Below are 23,818 nucleotides of genomic sequence, written 5' to 3'. Positions count from 1 at the left end.
CACGTCATAGGCCAAAATGATTCCGATGGTAACCAACCATTCCAGGAGGCGTTATATGAACACAATTTCTTTAAAGAAACGTATGAGTACGATTCTGGTATTCGCCATGCTTGCCGCTTTATTCCCAAACGTGTTTACATACCAAACGGCCGCCGCAGCGGGAGCGCTGCCGGAAGAAACACTGCCGGCGGGCTGGAAGGCTGCGGATGTCTCCGCCTCCAGCTCCTTAGGCACCATCAGTTACGGTTTCAGTAACGGAGAATTTGCGCTCTCCGCAACGGGCGGTAAAATACAGAGCGCGGATGATAATGTACTTTATGCCTATTATCCCGTAGGCGCGGGCGATTTTTCCATTACGGCAAGAGTAACGTCCACTGCACTTAACTCAAGCAATAACCGAGCTCTGTTAATGATCAAGAAAGATCCGCTTACGAACGGAGCAACCTCTCCCGGCTATACCCTCGGCTATAACAGCTCCGCCAATACTTTGATTTCCTATCGCCGTTTATCTTCCGTCGGATCAAGCAATTTTACGATCCCCGAACCGAATGCCCCTATTTATATGAAACTGGAACGCTCAGGCTCAGATTTGAAAACCTATTATTCAAAAGACGGAATTACCTTCGGTAACGGCACGACAACAAACCCGCTTAAAACAGATTCGGATACGGCAGGTGTTCTGGCAGGAAACGTATACGTCGGCATAGCGGTTGCGGCGGCCGGCGCCAAATTTACCGACGTGAAGATTTACCAAAACGGGCTTGTTTACGATTCGAGTGCAGACGTTCAAGCTCCTGCTGTTCCGGAGAGCTTAACTGCAGCTTCCGGTACCGGAGGGGTGACTCTGCAGTGGTCATCCGTTAGCGGTGCAAGCGGCTACAATATTTACCGCAGCACAACATCCGGCAGCGGCTACTCAAAAATAGCTACGACCTCGAACAACAGCTACACCGATTCGAATGTTTCCGGCAATACTCAGTACTTCTACCAGGTCAGTGCTTTTGCCGGCGGCGCAGAGAGCATGTTATCCCAGGAAGCGTCGATTATTACATCACTTTCAGCACCTGCCGGATTGAATGCGACTGCGGGAGACCGGAAAGTCGATTTAAGCTGGATGGCCGTAAGCGGCGCAACCTCGTATAACGTAAAGCGCAGCTTGGACGGATTCTCTTTTACAAATGTACAAACGGGTATCACCTCAACTGCCTTTACAGACAACACCGTGTCCAACGGAACCATGTATTTTTACGCTGTCAGCGCAGCGAATGCGGCGGGCGAGAGCACAAACTCCAACATGGTGAGTGCAGTGCCTACCGCTGATTCCTCAACTCCCGTGGAAGACGGCATCTTCGTTGCACCAGGCGGTCTTGAAAGCAACCCAGGGACGATCGAAAGTCCGACCACGCTTGAATCCGCCATTGCAAAGGTGACTCCGGGGGGCATCATTTATTTACGCGGAGGAACTTATTCTTACTCTACACAAATTACCATCGACCGGAACAATAGCGGTACTCCGGCTGCTAAAAAGCACCTGTTTGCTTACGGCTCGGAAAAACCCGTTCTTGACTTCTCCTCCCAGCCTTATGATGCAACCAATGTGGGGAATAATGCCAGAGGTCTGCAAATAAATGGAAGCTACTGGTATGTCAAAGGCCTGGAGGTAAAAGGATCCGCCGATAACGGTATTTTTATTGCAGGCCATTATAACCGTATCGAAAATTCGGAGGTCCACCACAATCGTGATACCGGTCTGCAAATCAGCAGATATGCTTCGACAGCCTTGGAGAGCGAATGGCCCAGCTACAACGAGGTTATTAACGTATACTCCCATGACAACTTCGACCCCGACAACGGTGAAGACGCAGACGGCTTTGCTGCCAAGCTGACGGTCGGCCCGGGCAACGTATTTATCGGGTGTATTGCTGCCTACAACGTGGATGACGGCTGGGATTTATACAGTAAAACGGACACGGGACCTATCGGTGTTGTTACGATTCGAAACAGCATTGCCCATCATAACGGCCAAACGTCCGAAGGGAATTCCACCACATCCAGTGACGGCAACGGCTTTAAGCTTGGCGGGGAGAAAATCCCCGTGGATCACATTGTCGTGAATTCCGTCGCTTATCAGAACAAGAAGCACGGATTTACCTACAACAGTAATCCGGGCTCCATCGTAATGACAAACAATACGTCCTATAACAATGGGCAAAGCAATTTTGCTTTTGATCTTGGCACCCACCGGTTTACCAATAACTTGTCCTATAAAGGTTCTTCCAGCGACAAAACTAGCGGCACAGATGTAGAAAGCACGAACGTCTGGTGGAAGAACAATAAGAGCACCAATGCGAAAGGGCTGCTGGCCGATGATACGGATTTTCTAAGCTTGACCCCCTCCGTCAGCCGGAACGCCGATGGCTCGCCGAATTTGGGTAATTTCTTGAAGCTGTCCGCAAGCAGCGATTTAAAAGGCGCCGGGACCCCGAGCGGTACGGATATCGGAGCGGTGTTCGGAGCTTCGGGAACGAACCCTAATCCTACGCCGACGCCGACACCAACACCAACGCCGACGCCTACTCCTACACCGACGCCGCCTCCTGCCGGTTCTACGGGCGTATATGATTTAACCGGCTTCGCTTCGGGCGCGACAGGCGGCGGGAATATTCAGGAGACGGATCCTGCCTACAAAAAGGTGTACAATGCCGTTGATTTTGCGGATGCCATCAATCGTAAAAAGGGCTATAAGGTCATCGAGATCATGAACGATTTGAATTTGGGCTGGAATGAGCTCCCCGCTCAAGCGAAAACGACGGCAGGGTCTCTCATCGTTGCGCATAACGCCGCTCAAACCCATCCGGTTCTTTTACAAACAGGGGTTAGCAAGGTGTACCTTGATACTTTAAAGGACGTTACCATCTTTTCCGCAAACGGCTCAAAAATTAAGCATGCGGCCTTGGTCATCAAATACAGCTCCAATGTCCTCATCCGTAACCTCGAATTTGATGAGCTTTGGGAATGGGATGAAGCGTCCAAAGGAGATTACGATAAGAACGATTGGGATTATATCACGATCGAAGGAAGCTCAAGCAAGATCTGGATTGATCATTGTACTTTCAATAAAGCATATGATGGAGTTGTCGATGTTAAAAAAGGCAGTAATGGAGTGACCATCTCCTGGTCCATTTTTAAAGGAGATGACGGGAGCGCAGGCAGCTGGGTAGCAAAACAGATCAACGCGCTGGAAGCGAACAGAACCAACTATGCCATGTACAACTATCTGCGTAATCTGGGACTCAGCGTAGAAGATATTATTGCCGTTGTCAGCTCGCAGAAAAAGGGACATCTCGTCGGCTCGACGGAATTTGCCAGCGACAATGCCGATCTGGAGGTTACCCTGCACCATAACTATTACAAGGATATGCAGGACCGTATGCCTCGTTTAAGAGCAGGTAATGTTCATGTTTATAATATTGTCATGGATAATGCGGACGCACACGCGGCAGGCAAACGGATTACTCCTGCAATGGCAGCGGCTATCTCCTCCAAGGGTTACAAATTCGGAGTTACCAGCAATGGGGCGATTTCTACGGAAAACGGCGCCGTCCTAGTCGAAAAATCACTTATTATTGATGTGTTGTATCCGATCCGCAACAATCAGGTCGATCCGAATAAACCGCAGTATTCCGGTAAAATTCTTGCGCTCGATACAATCTACTCCAAAGATGGGGTTGAGTTTAGAGGAAACAGCGACTCCGAGGGGAGTCCGTTAAGTCCGGTTCCCGCTCCGCCACTCCCGTTCTCATGGAACGGATTCACAGCACTGCCGTACAGCTATGCCGCAGACGATCCTGCGACACTGCAAAGCCGTTTGTCGGCAAGCAACGGGGCCGGTTCAGGCAAATTGCTTTGGGCCAAGCAGAATTGGCTGTTGCCCAAGGTTCAAGGAGAGGAAACCAATACGGCACCTGTTACAGTGATCACCTCTTATGCCGAAGGTCAGCATTTGAAGGTCAACGAGCCCGTTGTAAGCTGGCTGTTTACCGATACGGATGCTGACGATGTTCAAGCAGCGTATCAGGCTCAAGCCTCGTCCGATCAATGGAAAACGGTCCACTCAGATAGCGGGGAATTAGCCGGGCTCTCTGCAGCTTATGCTATGCAGACTCTTCCCGATGGCAGCTGGTCACTGAGGGTTCGGACGAAGGACAGCCGCGGAGTCTGGTCGGAGTGGGCTTACAGAAACATCATTATTGATACCGCTGCGCCGACGGCAACAATCAGCTACAGCACCGTCAACCCGACAAATCAAGATGTCGTTGCAACGCTGCTTCCTAATGAAGCTGTTACGGTAACGAACAACAGCGGTCTTGCCCAATATACCTTTACTCAGAACGGAAGCTTTACCTTTACATTCGAAGACGCGGCCGGTAACATCGGCAATGCTGTGGCTGTAGTCGATAACATCGATAAAACCGCTCCGGTTACCGTCGACGATGCCCCGCTAGGCTGGACCAATCAAGATGTCACCGTACATTTTGCTGCCGCGGACAATGCATCCGGTGTGATATCAACTTATTTCACGCTTGATGACTCAGCCCCCCGAACGGGTTCATCTGTGACTATTGCTTCCGAAGGAATTCATACCTTAACCTATTGGAGCATGGATCAAGCCGGCAATGAGGAGACGAAGAAATCCGTATCGATTCAAATCGACAAATCAGCGCCAGCTCTTCAAATTGTGTTGGATAAGTCTACGCTTTGGCCTGCTAACAATAAGCCTGTTACCGTGACGGCCGCGGTGTATTCCAACGACAGCCTCTCGGGGGTCGATTCCATCGTCCTCTCCTCCATTACCTCCAGTGAACCGGATAACGGAACTGGATCATTGGTTGGGGATGCCGTGTTCGGCACCAAGGATTTGACATTCACGTTGCTGGCGAAAAAAGCGAGAGCTAAAACCGATCTTGTCTATACCGTCACTTATACGGCTACAGATAAAGCGGGAAATAAAGCTGTTGCCTCCGCCGCTGTGTCGGTACCGCACGATCAATCAAGCAAATAGTAAAGATGGGCTGCTGAGTCATCAGCGGCCTATTTTTTATGGTTATACAATCCAGCTTATGGGGATGATACGTCCACGAGATCGGCATTCCCGATCCTCCTGATCAGTGGGTAGGGGCAGCCCAAACCTGGATACCATTCAATCGAAGTCCCGGGTGCGGAAAGGCTAGGAATAAGCTCTTTTGTGCACGGGACCTCATGATTTCCCCCCTTCCTGCTCCATGTGTGCGGCGATTTCGTTCTTGTTCGCTCTAAGTAGCTGCCCACTCCATAGCTATCTGTGTTTCTGAGGTCTCCGTAATTTGAAAGCCCAATCGTTGATAGAGCCGTATTGCCCTGTTCGCGGCATTTACGCTCAGCAGCACAGGAACTCCCAGCACGCGGGCCTTATCCAACCAATGCTGCAGCACCAGCGTCCCCCAGCCCTGATTGCGAAATGCCGCTAGCAAAGCAATGTCGACAATGCGAATATGCATGTCGGAACTCTCAACAAGACAAGTGCCAGCCCAATCGCCGCCTATGAGTATTATGTAATACTTGGCCTGCGGGTAATAGTCCGAATAATGCCTCTCGCGCGCTATCCACTGCATTCGAATGAACGGCGTCGACTGCTCGTCAGTCCACCCCCAACCCGCCATTTCTTCCTGTTTAAGCTCGGTAAATACCACGCTGGGGAATAGAGTGGTTTCTTCTTTCATTTCCTGTAGTGCTATGGTATCAGACACGACCTCTCTATCGGCATTCAGATGTCCTCCCCCCAATCCTTTCCAAATATTCGATATTTCAACATTACCTGACTGAGATATTGTCGTCAACGCTTTATGCTTGTGTGGTTTCAGCGGTACGCATTGATCGTTAATGTATATCCGATACTTTAGACCTACCTAATTAAGGATAGTTGATCATAAATTTACTGAATATCCACATTTATTATGCTATAATTTTACATGAAATGCCATTTTATCTTGTTTTTATTAGTTATTTCCGGTATCCAATCTGACAAAGAGGTGACATGAAATGAGCGAATCTTATTTGGGCGAGATCCGCATGTTTGCGGGGAACTTTGCGCCCCAGGGCTGGGCTTTGTGCAATGGCCAGCTCATGAGCATTGCGGAGAATGAAGCGCTGTTTGCCCTGCTTGGGACAACCTACGGCGGCGACGGCCAAACCACCTTCGCGCTGCCCGACCTGAGAGGTCGACTGCCTATCCATCCAAGCACTGACTACGCGCTAGGCTCCCAGGGTGGAACCGAGACCGTTACGTTACTCTCCAACCAGCTTCCTGTCCATACGCATACTGCCAACGCATCCACAGCAGAGGCTACGGATGTATCGCCGACGAATGATGTTTGGGCGGCAACGATCAAAGCCCATTATTCGAACGGTACCGGACAAACCCCTGCAGCCATGAACGCAGGAGCGATCGAATCGATTGGCGGCGGACAAGCACACGATAACATGATGCCAACGCTTACGATTTCTTTTATTATTTCGCTCTACGGCGTGTTTCCTCCTCAACCTGATTAAGCATTCACCTTATTTTGGTACAATTCCCCCTATTACGAAAGGAGCATTACAATGTCAGAACCCTTTATTGGCGAAATTCGCCTGTTTGGCAACAACTACGCTCCCAGAGGCTGGATGAAATGCGAAGGGCAAATCCTTTCAATCAACACCAATCAGGCGTTATATTCGCTGCTTGGAGCTACCTACGGCGGCGATGGACAAACTACTTTTGCATTGCCCGATCTCCGGGGACGTGTGGCTATCCATAATGGAAACAACGTTACGTATGGAACAAAAGCAGGCGAGGCAACCCATACTTTGACGGTAAATGAAATGCCTCAGCATACCCATATGGTATCCGGCTCCAGCAACGCTGCCGACCAGATCTCACCTGCAGGCAACGTCTGGGCCGCCACAGCAATTAACTCCTATGCTCCGGCTGCTACCCTGGTGCCTATGTCGGCAGGTGCAGTCTCTACTAGCGGAGGAAGTCAACCGCACAACAATATGCAGCCATACTTGGCTGTTACTTATTGCATCGCCGTACAAGGCATTTTCCCATCGCGGAATTAAAAGGAGGAGACTTATAACTCATGGCAGATGCTTATATTGGCGAGATTCGTATTTTTGCAGGAAACTTCCCGCCGAAAGGCTGGGCGTTGTGTAATGGGCAGCTAATGAGCATTACTCAAAACACCGCCCTCTTCTCTATCCTAGGCGTACAGTACGGCGGTGACGGTAAAACTACCTTTGCTCTTCCGAATCTCATGGGCAAAGCGCCTATGAATCAAGGACAGGGCCCTGGTCTTACGAACCGTACCATGGGACAATCCGTTGGCAGCGCAACGGTCACCCTGCTCACAACGGAAATCCCTGCGCATAATCATGTGCCTCAAGCGATAAACGCGCCGGGCAACGACACATCGCCTTCAAATAACTATTGGGCTCAATCCCCGCCTGTAGGACGTGGAGGAGTTCAAGACCCATTGTCAACACAGACGCCAAATGCTCCCATGAGTCCGGTTGCCTTGAACGTGGCCGGCGGGAGCCAGCCGCACAATAACATGCAGCCGTTCCTTGCAATGAACTTTATTATTTGTTTGGTAGGCGAGTTCCCTTCAAGGGGATAAGGCACTCAGCTATAGTAAGTTTACAATAGTAAGGGCCCATCCATTGACGATGCTGATCATCGATGGATGGGCCCTTTTCAATTACTTTTTTTAATAGAATTGCTTCAGTTTATATCAGCTCGGATTTCTGCAGCAGCTTCTGCATAATCACCGCCACTTCTGCGCGGGAGATCAGTGCTTTCGGTGCAAGAATGCCCTCTGCTCTGCCGGAAATGAGTCCTGCCTGCAGACTTTCCGCAATGCTTTGCTTCGCCCAATCGGATATAAGCGCATTGTCCGTGAAGCTTACTACGCTTCGGCTCGTATCGGAGCTCTGGCCGGCCTCAAGTCCTGTCAGCTTCATAGCTTTTGACATGATGACCATTGCCTGCTCTCTGGTAATCTGCTCCGTTGGGCGGAACGTACCATCCTCGAAGCCGCTGATTAAGCCATAAGCATTAGCAACGGCCACAGTGCCGCTATACCAATCCTCTGCCTTTACATCCGTAAAGACCGCCTCTCCCTGCTCTGGCTTCAAACCTAAACCGCGTACAACAATCGCTGCGAATTCCGCTCGTGTAATTTCGCGGTCAGGACTAAAACGTTCTTCGCCTGCCCCTCTGATTACCATTCGAGAACCCATGTCGTTAACGGCTTGCTTAGCCCAGTGCCCTTCCATATCGCGGAATTCAAGCGGATGCCAGATGACAGAATACGTACTGTTAGTCAAGCTGTTAAGCTTGGCATAGTATTTACCACCCGACTTGAACACTTTGGTAGGCACATGACGAACAGTTCCACCAGGCTCTACCACGACACCGGTTGTAATTTTGCTTGGATCCACACCGTCCGGAATAGCAATCGTTCGTTCCACAAAGGCATGAAACTTCGTTACTTCAACCTCATTATTTCCGTATGTCGCCTTCACGCTAAATTCGAGAGGCGGCACCACAATGGTAAAATTACCTTGGCGTGAGGAAGTTTCAACCAATGTGATCATATCCGAGGTCGGTTTGGATATTACAACTTGCACTTGAATATGCTGCAGCTCAATCTGCTGCCCCAACTGCCGGGATACGGCGCTTATATTGATTTGTTTGGATGGGAGTGTATACAAAGCGTCATCCGTTTTGATTTGAATGACGGCTTGCTTCTGCTCCATGCTCTTGACCATTTGTCCCGTCAGTACACCAACGGCTTTGTCCGAACCGGCCGGGACCGGAATGGTCAGCACAGCGCCAATCGGCTCAGCCGCAAGGCGCGCCTCCAGCTTGTTCGGATCGACCGTAACTATCGTCGCGGTACGACCATTCTCCTCGGTAGTAGTCTTGGCCGTGCCGGCCGTCTCGACCTTACCGTTCACGAGCACTTCCACCCCGGTTTCTCTGCTTCCCGGTATCGTGTTGGCAGAAGACGGGGCCGGTCCTCCCGAATTTGACGATTCATCTTGCGGCAAATTCGGCCTGATCTCATTCGAGGCTTCGGACGGCATGCCGGTGCCCTCGGCATTCCTCGCCCGAACGACGAAAGTATACGCCGTACCGTTCAATAAGTCAGACACGATGATCGGGCTAGCTGTTCCTGTGACCCTCCGATTCGTCGGCAGGATCGTTACCTCGTACCCTGTGATCGGGCTGCCGCCATGATCCTCTGGCGCCTCAAAGTACACGATAGCCCTTCGGTCGCCGGCTTCGGCCCTAACCTTCCTTGGCCCTCCCGGAACCGCTCTAGGCGTCGCACTCACTTCGTTCGAAAAAGCGCTGATTCCACCAGGATTTTCGGCTTTTACTACAAAATAGTACGTTTGGCCGTTTCGGAGTCCCGTAGCTCGATAGGCATACACTGAACCCGATACCGTATCAAGCGGTTCGTCATATGCTCCGGATGTTGAGCTTTTGTAAATCGCATAGCTTGTAGCTCCGCTTACAGGCGACCACGTCAAATCAACCTTGGCCGGACCATACACCGGCGGTTGAAGGATCGGCGCTCCCGGTGAAGCAACCTGAGGCGTGGCGCTTAGTTCATTGGAAAAGCCGCTTTCGCCTCCCGGGTGACTCGCCTTTACCGCAAAATAATAGGTCGTTCCGTTCGTAAGCGAAGTGATGTCCATTTCGTAAACCGAGCTGCTTACTGTTGCTACCGGAGTGCTGTAGCCGCTGGAACTCGTTCTCAAGTACACGGCGTACTGGACGGATCCGGTAACCTGCGACCAAGTCAGATGCACCCGTCCTTCCCCTGCGGCAATGGATAGCAAGCTCGGCGTTGTTAGCGTCGGCCACCCTAAATTCACAGGGGAGCTAAGAAGTTCGGGTACGCCTGCAGCGCTGAACGCCAGCTGCGCTCCCGTTACTGCCGCATCGTTCGCCGCCGTCAGGCCTGCGAACGATGCTACGCCGGACGCTGCTGTTACCGCCGTAGTTCCACCTAACGTCCAATTGCCGCTGTCTTTCTTGCTTACGGTGACAGCCGTTGCACTGTCGCCGGTCAGGACGTTCTCATGTGCGTCCACCAGGCGCACAATCGGCTGCTGTCCGAACGCGCCTCCGTTCGTCACAGGCGCTGTAATGTCCTGCATCAGCATCAGCTTGCTTAAGGCTCCCACCGACGGTGTGATTGTCTGCGTACCCGCCGATGGTGTAGTGACGCCAGCGATGCTGAAACCTATCGTCTGGGCATCCGCCTTGTTCAGCGTAAGCACCGGCGTCGCCACGCCGTTCGTGAACGTCACGCTGATCGTCTGGCCTGCTCCTGCCGCTGCCCCTGTCAGCGGTACGCCTGCGAAGCTGCCGTACGTGCCGTTCGGCGCCTGCTCCACGCCTGTGATCGTTACATCCTTCGCTCCATTGAACGTCGTGTCGGTATTGTTGAGTGAATTCTTTACTGTCAGCGTGATCGTATTATCTACGCCGACCACCGGTGTCAGCGTCGCCGCAGCAAACACCGCCGTCTGCGCCGATGCAGGCGCCGGCAGATTGACCGCCGTGCTCAGCAGTTCGGTTACGCCTGCAGCGCTGAACGCCAGCTGCGCTCCCGTTACCGCTGCATCGTTCGCCGGCGTCAGGCCTGCGAACGCCACTACGCCGGACGCTGCTGTTACCACCGTAGTTCCACCTAGCGTCCAGATGCCGCTGTCTTTCTTGCTTACGGTAACTGCCGTTGCGCTGTCGCCGGTCAGGACGTTCTCATATGCGTCCACCAGGCGCACAATCGGCTGCTGTCCGAACGCGCCTCCGTTCGTACCAGGCGCTGTAATGTCCTGCGTCAGCATCAGCTTGCTTAAGGCTCCCACCGTCGGCGTGATCGTCTGCGTCCCCGCCGATGGCGTAGCAACGTCAGTGATGCTGAAACCTATCGTCTGAGAAGCCGCCTTGTTCAGCGTAAGCACCGGCGTCGCCACGCCGTTCGTGAACGTCACACTGATCGTCTGGCCTGCCCCTGTCAGCGAAATACCTGCGAAGCTGCCGTACGTGCCGTTCGGCGCCTGCTCCACGCCTGTGATCGTTACATCCTTCGCTCCATTGAACGTCGTATCCGTATTCCCCAGCGCATTCTTCACTGTCAAGGTTATCGTATTATCTGCGCCGACCACCGGTGTCAGCGTCGCCGCAGCGGACACCGCCGTCTGCGCCGGTGCGGGAGCCGGCAGGTTGACCGCCGCGCTCAGCAGCTCGGTTATGCCTGCAGCGCTGAACGCCAGCTGCGCTCCCGTTACCGCTGCATCGTTCGCCGCCGTCAGGCCTGCGAACGATGCTACGCCGGACGCTGCTGTCACCGCCGTAATTCCACCTAGCGTCCAGGTGCCGCCGTCCTTCTTGCTTACTGTAACAACTGTCGTGCTGTCATCGGTCAGGACGTTCTCATATACGTCTACCAAGCTCACAATCGGCTGCTGTCCGAACGCGCCTCCGTTCGTCACTGGCGCTGTAATGTCCTGCGTCAGCATCAGCTTGCTTAAGTCTCCCACTGTCGGCGTGATTGTCTGCGTACCCGCCGATGGCGTAGCAACGTCAGCGATGCTGAAACCTATCGTCTGAGAAGCCGCTTTGTTCAGCGTAAGCACCGGCGTCGCCACGCCGTTCGTGAACGTCACGCTGATCGTCTGGCCTGCCCCTGTCAGCGGGACACCTGCGAAACTGCCGTACGTGCCGTTCGGCGCTTGTGCTACGCCTGTGATCGTGACATTCTTCGCTCCATTGAACGTCGCGTCGGTATTTCCAAGCGTATTCCGGACGGTTAACGTTATCGTATTATTTGCTCCAACTACCGGTGTCAGCGTCGCCGCCGCAGACACCGCCGTATGTGCTGTTGGGGGCGCCGGCAGGTTGACCGCCGCGCTCAGCAGCTCGGATACGCCTGAAGCGCTGAACGCAAGCTGCGCTCCGGTTACCGCCGCATCGCTCGCCGCCGTCAGGCCTGCAAACGTCGCTACACCCGAAGCGGCTGTCGCCGACAACGTCCCTCCCAGCGTCCAGGTGGTGCCGTTATCCTTCTTGCTTACGGTAACAACCGTCGTATTGTCGCCGGTCAGGACGTTCTCATACGCGTCCACCAAGCGCACAATGGGCTGCTGACCGAATGCGCCTCCGTTCGTCGCAGGCGCCGCTATGTCCTGCGTCAGCATCAGCTTGCTTAAAGCTCCTACCGTGGGCGTGATTGTCTGCGTACCTGCCGATGGTGTAGTGACGCCAGCGATGCTGAAGCCCACCGTCTGGGCATCCGCCTTGTTCAGCGTAAGCACCGGCGTCGCCACGCCGTTCGTGAACGTCACGCTGATCGCCTGGCCTGCTCCTGCCGCTGCCCCTGTCAGCGGTACACCTGCGAAACTGCCGTACGTGCCGTTCGGCGCTTGTGCTACTCCTGTAATCGTGACATTCTTCGCTCCATTGAACGTCGCGTCGGTATTTCCAAGCGTATTCCGGACGGTTAACGTTATCGTATTATTTGCTCCAACTACCGGTGTCAGCGTCGCCGCCGCAGACACCGCCGTATGTGCTGTTGGGGGCGCCGGCAGGTTGACCGCCGCGCTCAGCAGCTCGGATACGCCTGAAGCGCTGAACGCAAGCTGCGCTCCGGTTACCGCCGCATCGCTCGCCGCCGTCAGGCCTGCAAACGTCGCTACACCCGAAGCGGCTGTCGCCGACAACGTCCCTCCCAGCGTCCAGGTGGTGCCGTTATCCTTCTTGCTTACGGTAACAACCGTCGTATTGTCGCCGGTCAGGACGTTCTCATACGCGTCCACCAAGCGCACAATGGGCTGCTGACCGAACGCGCCTCCGTTCGTCACCGGCGCCGTAATGTCCTGAGTTAGCATCAGCTTACTTAAGGCTCCCACTGTAGGCGTAATCGTCTGCGTTCCCGCCGACGGTGTTGTGACTTCCGCGATGCTAAAGCCGACCGTCTGGGCATCCGCCTTATTCAGTGTCAGCACCGGCGCAGCTACGCCGTTCGTGAAGGTCACGCTGACCGTTTGCCCGGCTCCTGCCGCTGCCGCTGTCAGCGGTACACCCGCGAAGCTTCCGTACGTGCCATCCGGCGCCTGCTCCACGCTTGTGATCGTTACATTTTTTGTTCCAGTAAAAGCCGTGTCCGTGGTATTGTCTGATTTTTTTACCGTCAACGTGATGGTATTGCTTGCACCCGCAACCAACGACATTAGGGCGGCGGATGAAGTTGCCGTATGGGCATCAAGCGGCTTGGATACCGTACTTACATTTGAAATTTTCAGCGTTTCAAAGCTTAGCTCTCCAGGGGAGTTGCTTTTCCCCGGCTTTTGATTCTTGAACCGAAAAGAAACCTCAATTGAGGCAACATAATCATAAGCGAAGTCTGAAGCAGAACCGAAAAAATTGCTAATATAAATAGGTGAAGTACCTACAATTTTGTCGGTACTGTTCAAGGTGGCAACAGTATTGCCATACTCATCTTTTAGCGCAACGTTAAAGTACTCGAAAGACCTTGTATCATCCGCTACAACACCGGTAGTCGTTGCACTTACAGACATGTTGTTAAACGTAAAATTTTTAGCAGCAGTGCCATTGGCTTTAAATACAACTTGCGCTGGATTGTTATTAATTGTATCTATATCATTCACGAAGATCTGCGGCGAAGCCAACGCCATATTGTCTGATACCCAAAACTTATTACCCAGCGTCCTGAAGCCGGCTTCCCCTGTAGCTCCCAGCGTAACTCCGCTAAAGTTATATTCCCCTCCCGTTGTCACATTAGAGATGCTCGTGCCCGCCGCAAACACCTTCACAGGCGATCTCCATTGCCCTGTAAGTAGCGTAAGCACCAGGAATAGCATCAATACTGCCCTTAGCCTTATCATAAATATCCTCACATGAAAAACCTCCAAATCACTTCGTTACTCCTTTTTCTAACTCCAAGCTGTCTCTCTAAGACGTCAACACGCTCCGCTCCATTTTGCATCTCCACGTAAAGTTATGTATGCTGCCTTGAGCCATCCTCCCCCCGAAACACACCCTTACCGGCTAGTTAAAAAGCATCATTCAACTTATCTGCTGACTAAGAAATATTCATTATCTTCTGTCGAAAATCCTGTTTTCGGGGAAAAATTTTGGATAAATTTAACTTTATATCTTGAATTTAACGATTATAAGGCCTGTAAATTGGACGTTGTCCTCCAGCGATAACACCAGAAAAAGCCCGTACCATACTAGCACGGACCTACACTTTTTTAAATAATCCGGGGCCCCAGCTTATAGCAAGGGCCCCGGAGGTTAATCGATTCTATGCTTACCGGAATTGGCCGGCATCGATCGCTTTTTGCTTCTCATTCAAAATCTCTTGGTAGCCGGCTTCGAGGAACTTCTTCTTAGCCTCCGCGTACACCGTATCAAACTTGTCCGTAGGGGCGAGGACGACCTTCAAATACTGCTCCTGGAAGAGGGCGTTCAGGTCCGCCTTGTACTCGTTTACCTTCTTGAGTACTACGGTGAACATCGCGTCCGGCGTGCGATATGGACTGGTAGCATCCCAATTTTTCACTAGCTGCTCTGCCAGCTGCTCATATCCGGCCGGCGACCAGTTGCGTAGATTCGCTTTCTTCGTCAACTCCGGTGTGGAGAACTCGGCAATTTCGGTCACAAGCGCCCAGTAATCCTTGTTGTTGTTTTGAGAAAGCTTCGACTCGCCTTTAAAGTCTGCAGCTTTCTTTGGCAGGCCATCGGACTCAAGTGTATAGTTCTGTCCTTCGACGCCGTTCTGCAGGAAGAACAAGTTCTTCGGCTGGCTCATCCACTCCAGATACATCCAGACGGCTGCGCGTTCCTTCTCCGACGATTTGTGATTAATGCCCATGATGAGTCCGAACGGCCAGTCGGCGCGGCCCTGCGGCTTGCGTCCTTGAGGCACGCCGGCTTCAGGAGGCACCACAGCAAACTGGGCTCCCGGATTGTTTTTCAGCGTAGCGGCGAATACGTCGGTATTGCTCGCCATGTAGAATCCATAGGTGCCCGTCTTACCTGCAACGAACTCGGCCTTAACCTTGTTGTCGTCATCACGAAGATAAAATTCCTTATCGATAAGACCGTTATTATATTGGTAGTTCAAGTTACGCAGCCAGCGTTCCGTATCGGCTGTTGTGAAATCCGCGACGGCTAGATCGGAATAAAGCGCGCGGTACTTGGGATCGATCGGCCAATCACGGAAGGCATAGCTGTAATTGAATACGTTCCTGGTTAAGGATCCGCCTGCGACTCCCAAACCGGCTTGCTTCCATTTGGCGAGCATCTCGTTGAATTTCTCGAGCGACGTCAGATCCTCCACCTTCATGCCGACCTTCTCGACCCAGTCTTTCCGGATAATACTAACCCAGTTATTGTAGTTCGGGCGGGCGGCGAAGACGAACGTTTTCTTTCCGTCAACGGTACCGTATTGTTCAATGGTTTTGCTCATGTTTTTCCAGTAGGTCGGAGCATATTTCTTGATCTCGTCATGATTCAGCGGCTGCATGACGCCCTCGCTATAGTAAGCAAGCGCTTGTGGCATGTCATAATGGAAAATAATATCCGGTGCTTTGTTAGCGGCGAGCAGCTGTTGGAAATCCCTGACCTCGTTATTTCGCGTAATCGGCACAAAATTCACTTTAATGTTATTTTTGTCGCCGAATTCCTTCTGGATCCATCGAGTATAGTAATTGTCTGCTACATTCCAGCCCTCGAACGCACGTTCATAGACCGGAATATCGAGATTGACCGTCTCCGTAAAGCCTTTCGAATAGTCCGTCGAGCTAGAGCTGGAACTTGCGGAATTTCCTTGACTCTCGTTTTTGTCTGCCGTGCAGCCCGCGAGCAATCCGACACTCATCACGGAAGCCATAAGAATAGGAATCACTTTCATTTTGCCCATTGTATTTCCCCCATTTCAATGATTTTAAGCTATTCTTTGACAGCTCCAAGCATGGCTCCCCGAACAAAATACTTCTGGATAAACGGATAGACACAGATGATCGGCAGTGTCGCGAATACGACAACCGACGCCTTGAGCACCTCCGGATTGCTAAGCGATACGTTGGTAGCCTCGAGCTGGAAGGTTTCGCTTGCTTGGATAACCAAGTAATACAATTTCAGCTGCAATGGCCGCAGATCGGTATTCTGTTTAATATAGAACAGCGCATCTTGATAAGCATTCCAGCGACCGACCGCGTAAAACAAGGACAACGTCGCAAGGATCGGCTTACAAAGCGGAAGTACGATGCTGAACAGGATTCGATAATGTCCGGCCCCGTCGATCCTCGCCGATTCCTCCAAGCTAACCGGGATGCTGCTGGCGATCGAGCTTCGTAAGATCAGCATATTGAAAGCGCTGAACGAAAGCGGCAGCACGAGCGACCATATGGTGTCAAGCATCCCCAGACTATTCACCAGCATATAATCGGGAATAATACCGCCTCCGAAATATAAGGTAAACACAAAGAGGAAGGTCAGCACCGAGCGGCCCTTAAGCTGCTTGCGCGATAGCGGGTAGGCCGCGCAAATCGTTACGATCATCCCCAAAATCGTGAACAGCACCGTTACAAGGACAGAGACGTAAAGAGATCTCATGATGCTGGCGTCGGCAAAAATCTTTTCGTATGCCCCCAAAGTGAAGCCAGCCGGCCAAAGATATACTTTGTTAGCGATTACATAAGCGTCGTCACTGAACGATTTGGCAACGACGTGAATGAACGGCAGCGTACAAGCCAGGGAGGCGACAATCAGTACGAAGCGAATCAGCAAATCCCATATATCCAGACGCCATCGACGCTGTACGGAATTGGTGTAATCAGATGTTTTCATGGTTCGCCTCCTTTCCTAAATCAATCCGTCTTCGCCTAGCTTCTTCGCAATCCTGTCAGCGAGTAAAACCAGGACCAGTCCGATGACGGCCTGAAACAACCCGAGTGCGGTTGCGCGGCTAAAGTTACCGCTCTCAATCCCCCACCGGTACACCAAAACGGGAATGGTCGTTGTGAATTCGGTGGTCGCCTTATTCGCCAAGGCTAGTATTCGCTCGAAGGATCCGCCCATGACATTGCCTAAACTCAGGATCAGCAGGGTCACGATCGTCATTCGTATTGAGGGCAGCGTAACGTTCCATACTTTCCTCCACCTGCCTGCACCGTCAACGACAGCCGCTTCATATAGCTCCGGGTTAATGCCGCTCATCGCAGCCAGATAAATGATGGTGCCCCATCCCATGCTCTGCCACACGCCGATCAGCAAATAACTGATCAGCCAATTGGTGTCCTCCTGCAGGAAGGGGATTCGTTCACCCCCTAGCGCCGCAATAACGTTATTAACCATACCGTTGCCTTCCGCCAGAAGCTGATAGGCGATGGCGCCGATAATAACCCAGGACAAGAAATGCGGCAAATACAGCAACGTCTGGTTCACGCGTTTGAATTTGATACCCTTAATCTCATTAAGCAGCAAAGCGAGCACAATTGGCGCTGTAAAGCTAAACAGGAGATCTAAAATATTCAGCATTAACGTATTCCGAATGGCGCGAATGAAGTCGGGTTTGGCAAATAAATCTTGAAACACTTCAAGTCCAACCCATTCGCTTCCCCAAAAGCCCTTTGCGATCTTATAGTCTTTAAATGCCAGCGTAAGTCCGAACATAGGGGCATACTTAAAGACCAGCACCATCACTAAAGGGATAACCAGCAAACTATAGAGCTGCCAATCCCGGCGCAAATAGTACATGATCCCCTGTTTTTTCACTAATAAAGCGGTTTCATTTGTGGAATTGGGTGTAGATATGGCCTTCACACATTCACCTCCTCTATGCAGGTCTCTCTTCGATTCCATCCACTCCGGATGATTCCGAGCTCGCACTTATCTTACCCTCACCTCGGCGGGCCGGTAAATCGACAGTATTGATTATGACTTGCCATATTTGATTCATCCCTTATGTATCCTGAGATTTGACTCGCACTAATGATCACTTTTGTACCCTGATGAGCAAAAATATAACTGTCTCCTTCAGTAAAAATACTGAAAAAGACAGCTGGCAGATGCGTTTATCCTTTTTTGTGATCGTTGCACTATTTTGATTACATTGTCTGAGACTTCACTGTCTTATAGCCGCTCGGAGTCATGCCTTCGAATTTACGGAAAAAACGGTTGAAGCTTTTCACATTGTAGTATCCTACCTCTAACGCTATCTGCGAAATGGTAAGCTTGGATTCCACCAGCAGCTGCTTCGCCTTCTCAATACGCAATCGATTCAGATGATCGATCAAGCTCATGCCTGTCATTTCGTACACGATCTTTCTCATGTAAGAGTAGCTGATGCCGATTTCCTTCGCCATTTCCTCAAACACAATTTCCTCCCGGTAATGCTCATGTAAATACTCCATGATCGGCTTGCTGTACTTGTTGGCTTCGTTCGAGGTGCGGGCAATGTACTGAACAATGTCCGTATAAAACTTGGTAAGATATTCCTCAAGCTCATCTAACGTATCGATGGAGGCAAGGGAAGCATAAATATTGCCCCTTCCTGCAAAAATGCGTGATGTACTGACGTGATTTTCTCTAAGGTGCTTAATGGTGACACCTGCTAATTGATTATAAATGAATAAGATATTATCGTAAGAGATGTATTCAGCCGAACGGATTTCACCGCCGATGGTCTCCAATTCTTTAAGAATGCTGGTAAGGTCGCCCTGATCCAGAAAGTTAAGGATGCGCCGTTCGCTATGGGAGGGATAAATATACTTCTTATCACTTCTGTCCTTCTCCTTCCAATAAGAGATGCCCCCGCTCCCCGCGATCATGCGATGCTTAGTCACCTCCATCGCTTCGGCAGCACGTTCGGAGACCATATCCATCGAATTCGCCGGGCTGCTAACCCCGATGGTGACGGTGTGGCCAAGCACCTCAGCCGCTTGATCCCGAAGCTCGCTAAGCGCGGAATGAACGCCGATGCAACCGCTTTCAGTTTCCTCCTGACTGTAGTTGATCACGAATACGAAGCAGCCGTCACCTTGGTAAACGCCTCTAGCATAGACTCCTTCGGGGAACAGCACGTCGCAGGTGGAGAGCATTAGGTAACGGTGGTAGCTGCGTGTCTCCGGGTTGTTCGTGCTCACGTACTTCCTGTATCTGTCGATGGAGACAACGGCCACTAGGAAGTAAGCGAAAGGAAAAATTTCAGCAGCCTGCGGATGAAATTCGCCTCGAAGCAGATTATGGACCGCCAAACTTCGGGCATCCTGTTCGCGAATGTTCAGCAGCTTATGGAGCACCTCCTCATCCTCCTGCATGCGCCGGAACGCTGCATCGAGAAAAGCAAGCTCATTCCTCCCCTTAATATCCAAATTGCCGCGCCTGCGCAGCGTCCGAACCAGCTCTCTAGCCGGCTTGGACAGCCACGTCGCGAGAAACACCGTCAGACCCGTCCCGACAAAAATAATAATGGCAGTCAGCACGATAATCTTGCGCTGCAAGGTATGCGATTTGGTCATCAGTCCGTCGACCGAGTAAATGTTCACGTTGAGCCATCCGAATTGCTTTGACCTGGACCACGTGTACAGTAAACGTTCGCCCTCAAGCTCGTGGAATACATATCCCTCCGGCGATACATTCTCCATAATCTCACGCATATACGGCACCTCACTGCCGTTCTTAAGCAGAAGGCTTTTGTCATTGTGGGAAATGACGGTTCCGTTTGCATCCATGAGGAAATAGGCCTTTTCGTCCGCCTCCGATGAATGCACATATTGCTCGATTTGACTTTCCCGTAAATTCACAACGATGATGCCTCGCGTTGTAGTTGACAGCCGGTTGAGAGGAAACACGTACGATACGACATGAATTCCTGAATCCAGCTTCCGCGGATACCATACGCCGGTGATCCCCCCGCGGCTCGCCAGCGCCTCCTGCATCCAAGCGAAGGACTCGTACCCGTCCAATCTGGTGATACCCTTGTCTGTTGATACCACGTAGTCCGAGTCGCTGAGGTAGAAGAAGGAGGAATAGACTCCGTCAACCGATTTGTTTAAATCTAACAGGTCCTGGTGCACGGCCAGCGCGTCCCTGATGTTAGTAAAGTTCGAGTTGAGTTCGGTATAGGTTTTGTATGGACGGATCCGGTCGAAGATGTGGGTATCGGCAAGACGTATTGTGTTTTGAGACATGACGTTCAGTGCGTTTTCTTTCAAATTGCGGCTTGCGTTCAAGCCGGCGAGCGAGGATTCCGCAATGGCGTACTCCGAATCCCGCAAAATTTGGTCGCCGCTGTACCATGTTAAGATACCCGTGGGAACAGCCATGACGCAGAACAGGATTAATGCCAGCTGAAGCATCATCGGAAATCGTTTCATTGTGACCTCCTTTCAATATACTAACTTACCATTGATTTCAAAGCAGTTATTTACATCATTATACAATAATTTGTTTTTTTGGGTATACACTGACCCGTCTGTCAGACCGACTCCGCTTTTAGGCATCACTCCGAAAAAAGCAAAGAGGCGCAACCAGCGCCCCTAAGTTTACCTCCTATTAAGCCATCCACTCGTGCTCGTATACTTTCCGCTGTCCGTGTGCCTGGATCGGTGCCGCCTCGATGACCGGCTCCGCCTCGCCGGCCTCTACCATACGGCGTACCAGCCTATCGCGCAGCCGTTCGGCTACCGGGCGGTGGGATTCCATACCGATCAGGTTCGTAAGCTCATAGGGGTCGGCGTAAAGGTCGTACAAATATTGCTCCACATAACGGTCAGAGCCTGAATCCTTCACCGGGTCGTGATCCGGGGAATTGACGCAGTATTTCCAGCGCTGCGTCCGGATGGCGCGTCCCACCTGGGATTCGCTGATTTGCACAAACACTTCCTCCTGCCACCCTTCCTTATTTCCGTGCAGCAGAGGAAGGACCGATTTGCCCTGCATATGCTCAGGAACGGCTACACCTGCACCGTCCAATAACGTCGGCACCAGGTCCACAAGGCTGACCAGCTCGCGAACCGTGCCGCCTCCCGTAAAGCCCGCTCCATACAGGGCGGTAGGAATCCGGATGGAGCTTTCGTGGCAGGATCGTTTGTATTCTGCGTTCCGGGTCTTAAAATGCGATCCGTGATCGGACGTATACAACATAATGGTGTTTTCGGCCAGATCCAAGCTGTGCAGGGCGTCCATCACACGACCGAGCGCCTCATCCAGCCTCTTCACCATGCCGTAATAGCCGCCGAGATGCTGATGAGCCGTACCGCTGAGCGCAGCCAGGTCGGGAGGTATGTAACGTCCCGTATAAGAGTCCCGGTAAACGAGCGGCGCCGGATAATCGTCCCGATGATTTTGGTGGTGCGGCTCCAGGTAGGAAAGGAACAGGAAGAACGGCTCCTTCTTCTTCTCATCGATATATCGGATCGCCGCATCCGTCATGGCATCCACGCGGTACCCCGGCAGCTTAACGCTATTGTTGTCGTTATCGTAAAGCACAGTATGATATGCATCCGAAGTATGCTCCAGCGAATCGGCCGCAAGCCAATACTTGTACCCGCCGCGTAAATGCTCGGGCACCGGTTCCGTTCTGGTAGCCGCCAGATGCCATTTGCCAATATAGCCGGTCTCATAGCCGTGCTCATTGAAATAATGGGCGAGCGTCGGCAAATCTTCCCGTAAAGGGATACCGTTCTTGTAACAGCCGGTCGCAGTTGCGTACATCCCGGTTTGCAGACTTGATCTGGCCGGTCCGCACACAGGCTGACACGTAAACGTATGCTCCAGATGGGTGCCGTAGCGCGCCATCCGGTCAAAATTAGGCGTCAAACCAAGCGGGTTGCCATGAACCCCCGTTGTGTCCCAGCGCTGCTGGTCGGTAAAAAATACGATGACATTCGGCTTCTTCATGTATAAGCCCTCCCGTTATCCTTTTAAACCTGTGGTAGATATGCCTTCCACAAAATATTTTTGCGCCATAAAAAAGACGGCCACACACGGAACGATCGTTACGACGGACATGGCCATGACCTGGTTCCAGTTGACCGCCCCTTCGTTATCGAGCACCATCCGCAAGCCTAACGCCACCGGAAATTTCGATACGCTGTTAATATAGATCAAAGCATTAAAAAATTCGTTCCACGTCCATATGAACTGAAAAATACAAACCGAAAACAGGGCCGGCTTGGACAAGGGCAGCAGCACCTTCACCAAAGTACCGAAGCTGCTGCAGCCGTCCATTTCCGCAGCCTCGTCCAGCTCCCGGGGAATACCGCGGAAAAACTGAATCAGCAGAAAGACGAAGAACGCGTTAACCGCTAGCAAGGCTGGGACATAGAACGGCCAGTACGTGTTAAGCCAGCCGAAATTTTTAAACAAAATGTACCGCGGGATCATAATTACGGCGTCGGGCAGCATGAGCGTCGATATCATCATAATAAATAAAAACCGTTTCAATGGGAATTGAAATCTGGCAAAGCCGTAGGCTACGATGACGCCGGACAGCGCCGTAAAGATCACGACCGGAATCACAAGCTTAAACGTATTGATGAAAAATACGCTAAAATTGTTTCTCCCTATTCCTACCCAGCCTCTGATATACGAATCCCAAATGATTTCCGTCGGGATCAGACCGATCGTTGTAAACACTTCTTTATTCGGCTTGAAGGAAGCGGAAATCAGCCACAGTAACGGGTACACGAACAGAATCCCGAATACAGAGAGAAGAACGATCGTAGCGATTTTGCGGCTTGTTGTCATTTGCCATCCCCCCCGTCTTCATAATGGGTCCACCGATTGGAGGTTCCGAACAGCACAAACGTAAACACAAGAATGATGATGAACAAAACCCACGAGAGAGCCGAAGCATACCCCATTTTGAAGAAACGAAACGCGTTCTCATACAGCATAAGCCCGTACAGATTCGTTGACTTCACAGGTCCCCCGCCGGTTATGACAAACGCAGCCGTAAACTGCTGGAATGCATTAATCATTTGCATAATGAGATTAAACAAAATAACGGGCGTTAGCAACGGAAGCGTTACGCTGAAGAACGTTCGGAGCCTGGATGCACCGTCCACCTTGGAGGCTTCATACAGCTCCTTCGGGATTTGCTTTAGGCCAGCAAGAAACAAAACCATAGAGGAACCGAATTCCCAGATCGGCAGCAGCGAAATCGTAAATAAAGCCAGCTTCGGGTTACCCAACCAGTCGATAGGACCGATGGAAGCATAGGACAGCACCTTATTCACAAGACCTTCGCGCATAAACAGAAACCGCCATAATACCGAAACCGCGATACTGCCCCCGAGAATCGACGGTAAATAATAAACGGTACGGAAAAAGTTAATACCCTTTATCTGTACATTTAATATGATGGCGATCAACAGAGCGAAGACCAATTTGCCGGGTACGGCCATCAAAACATACAGGAATGTGACCTTCAAGGAATTGTAGAAATCAGGGTCCTTCGTAAAAATTTCCACGTAATTGGCGAGACCGACGAAGCTCGGTTGCTTCACCATACTGTAGTCGGTAAAGGAATAATACAAAGAAGCGACAAAGGGGTATAACGTTAGGACCAGAAATCCTATCAGCCAAGGGCTGATATACAGCAAGCCAATATATCGTTTGCTATTCCGCCTTAATCGGGACCGTACGGAAACAGTAGGAGCTATAGCCGCCGTTTGCTTGCTCATG

13 protein-coding genes are annotated in these 23,818 nt (G+C 51.6%); 4 read left to right on the top strand and 9 right to left on the bottom strand.

Annotated elements, in window-relative coordinates; translation table 11 throughout:
• Positions 1–55 precede the first annotated feature (55 nt).
• Positions 56–5,062, top strand: coding sequence for a right-handed parallel beta-helix repeat-containing protein (locus tag QMO62_RS33230; RefSeq protein WP_348651691.1), 5,007 nt, complete (start codon positions 56–58; stop codon positions 5,060–5,062).
• A 250-nt stretch (positions 5,063–5,312) separates the two neighbouring features.
• On the opposite strand, the gene QMO62_RS01415 is transcribed toward QMO62_RS33230, so the two are convergent.
• Positions 5,313–5,699, bottom strand: coding sequence for a GNAT family N-acetyltransferase (locus QMO62_RS01415; RefSeq protein WP_284638162.1), 387 nt, complete (start codon positions 5,697–5,699; stop codon positions 5,313–5,315).
• Between the two features lie 379 nt (positions 5,700–6,078).
• Here QMO62_RS01415 and QMO62_RS01410 point away from each other — a divergent pair, with 379 nt between their 5' ends.
• Genes QMO62_RS01410 through QMO62_RS01400 form a run of 3 tightly spaced genes read left to right on the top strand, consistent with a single transcriptional unit; the run spans position 6,079 to position 7,697 of the window.
• Entirely contained in the window at positions 6,079–6,588 is a 510-nt protein-coding gene (locus QMO62_RS01410; protein ID WP_284638160.1) for a phage tail protein, read from the top strand.
• A gap of 51 nt (positions 6,589–6,639) precedes the next feature.
• Positions 6,640–7,140, top strand: coding sequence for a phage tail protein (locus QMO62_RS01405; protein WP_284638157.1), 501 nt, complete (start codon positions 6,640–6,642; stop codon positions 7,138–7,140).
• A gap of 20 nt (positions 7,141–7,160) precedes the next feature.
• On the top strand, positions 7,161–7,697 hold the full coding sequence (locus QMO62_RS01400) for a phage tail protein (protein WP_284638155.1): 537 nt from the start codon (positions 7,161–7,163) through the stop codon (positions 7,695–7,697).
• A 109-nt stretch (positions 7,698–7,806) separates the two neighbouring features.
• Here QMO62_RS01400 and QMO62_RS01395 read toward each other — a convergent pair whose 3' ends face one another.
• From QMO62_RS01395 to QMO62_RS01360, 8 genes are all read right to left on the bottom strand, one after another.
• Positions 7,807–13,980 (bottom strand): S-layer homology domain-containing protein, encoded by a 6,174-nt coding sequence (locus tag QMO62_RS01395; protein ID WP_284638153.1) that lies wholly within the window; start codon positions 13,978–13,980, stop codon positions 7,807–7,809.
• A 452-nt stretch (positions 13,981–14,432) separates the two neighbouring features.
• The gene (locus tag QMO62_RS01390; RefSeq protein WP_284638151.1) at positions 14,433–16,046 is read right to left on the bottom strand and encodes a type 2 periplasmic-binding domain-containing protein; all 1,614 of its coding nucleotides are present in this window, start codon (positions 16,044–16,046) and stop codon (positions 14,433–14,435) included.
• A 29-nt stretch (positions 16,047–16,075) separates the two neighbouring features.
• Entirely contained in the window at positions 16,076–16,975 is a 900-nt protein-coding gene (locus tag QMO62_RS01385) for a carbohydrate ABC transporter permease (RefSeq protein WP_284638149.1), read from the bottom strand.
• A 15-nt stretch (positions 16,976–16,990) separates the two neighbouring features.
• Complete coding sequence (locus QMO62_RS01380) at positions 16,991–17,884, bottom strand: ABC transporter permease (RefSeq protein ID WP_284644824.1); 894 nt, start codon at positions 17,882–17,884, stop codon at positions 16,991–16,993.
• 350 nt (positions 17,885–18,234) lie between these two features.
• On the bottom strand, positions 18,235–20,505 hold the full coding sequence (locus QMO62_RS01375; protein WP_284638148.1) for a helix-turn-helix domain-containing protein: 2,271 nt from the start codon (positions 20,503–20,505) through the stop codon (positions 18,235–18,237).
• A 178-nt stretch (positions 20,506–20,683) separates the two neighbouring features.
• The gene (locus QMO62_RS01370) at positions 20,684–22,030 is read right to left on the bottom strand and encodes a sulfatase family protein (RefSeq protein WP_284638146.1); all 1,347 of its coding nucleotides are present in this window, start codon (positions 22,028–22,030) and stop codon (positions 20,684–20,686) included.
• Positions 22,031–22,045: 15 nt separating this feature from the next.
• Positions 22,046–22,879: a carbohydrate ABC transporter permease gene (locus QMO62_RS01365; RefSeq protein WP_284638144.1), complete on the bottom strand. Its 834-nt coding sequence runs from the start codon at positions 22,877–22,879 to the stop codon at positions 22,046–22,048.
• Entirely contained in the window at positions 22,876–23,817 is a 942-nt protein-coding gene (locus QMO62_RS01360) for a carbohydrate ABC transporter permease (RefSeq protein ID WP_284638142.1), read from the bottom strand. The genes QMO62_RS01365 and QMO62_RS01360 overlap by 4 nt, the downstream gene beginning before the upstream one ends.
• Position 23,818 lies beyond the last annotated feature (1 nt).

The organism is Paenibacillus silviterrae (genome assembly GCF_030167925.1).
GTDB lineage: Bacteria > Bacillota > Bacilli > Paenibacillales > NBRC-103111 > Paenibacillus_G > Paenibacillus_G silviterrae.
Note: the sequence above shows the minus strand (reverse complement) of the source record. Positions and strands in the feature narration are given on the sequence as shown.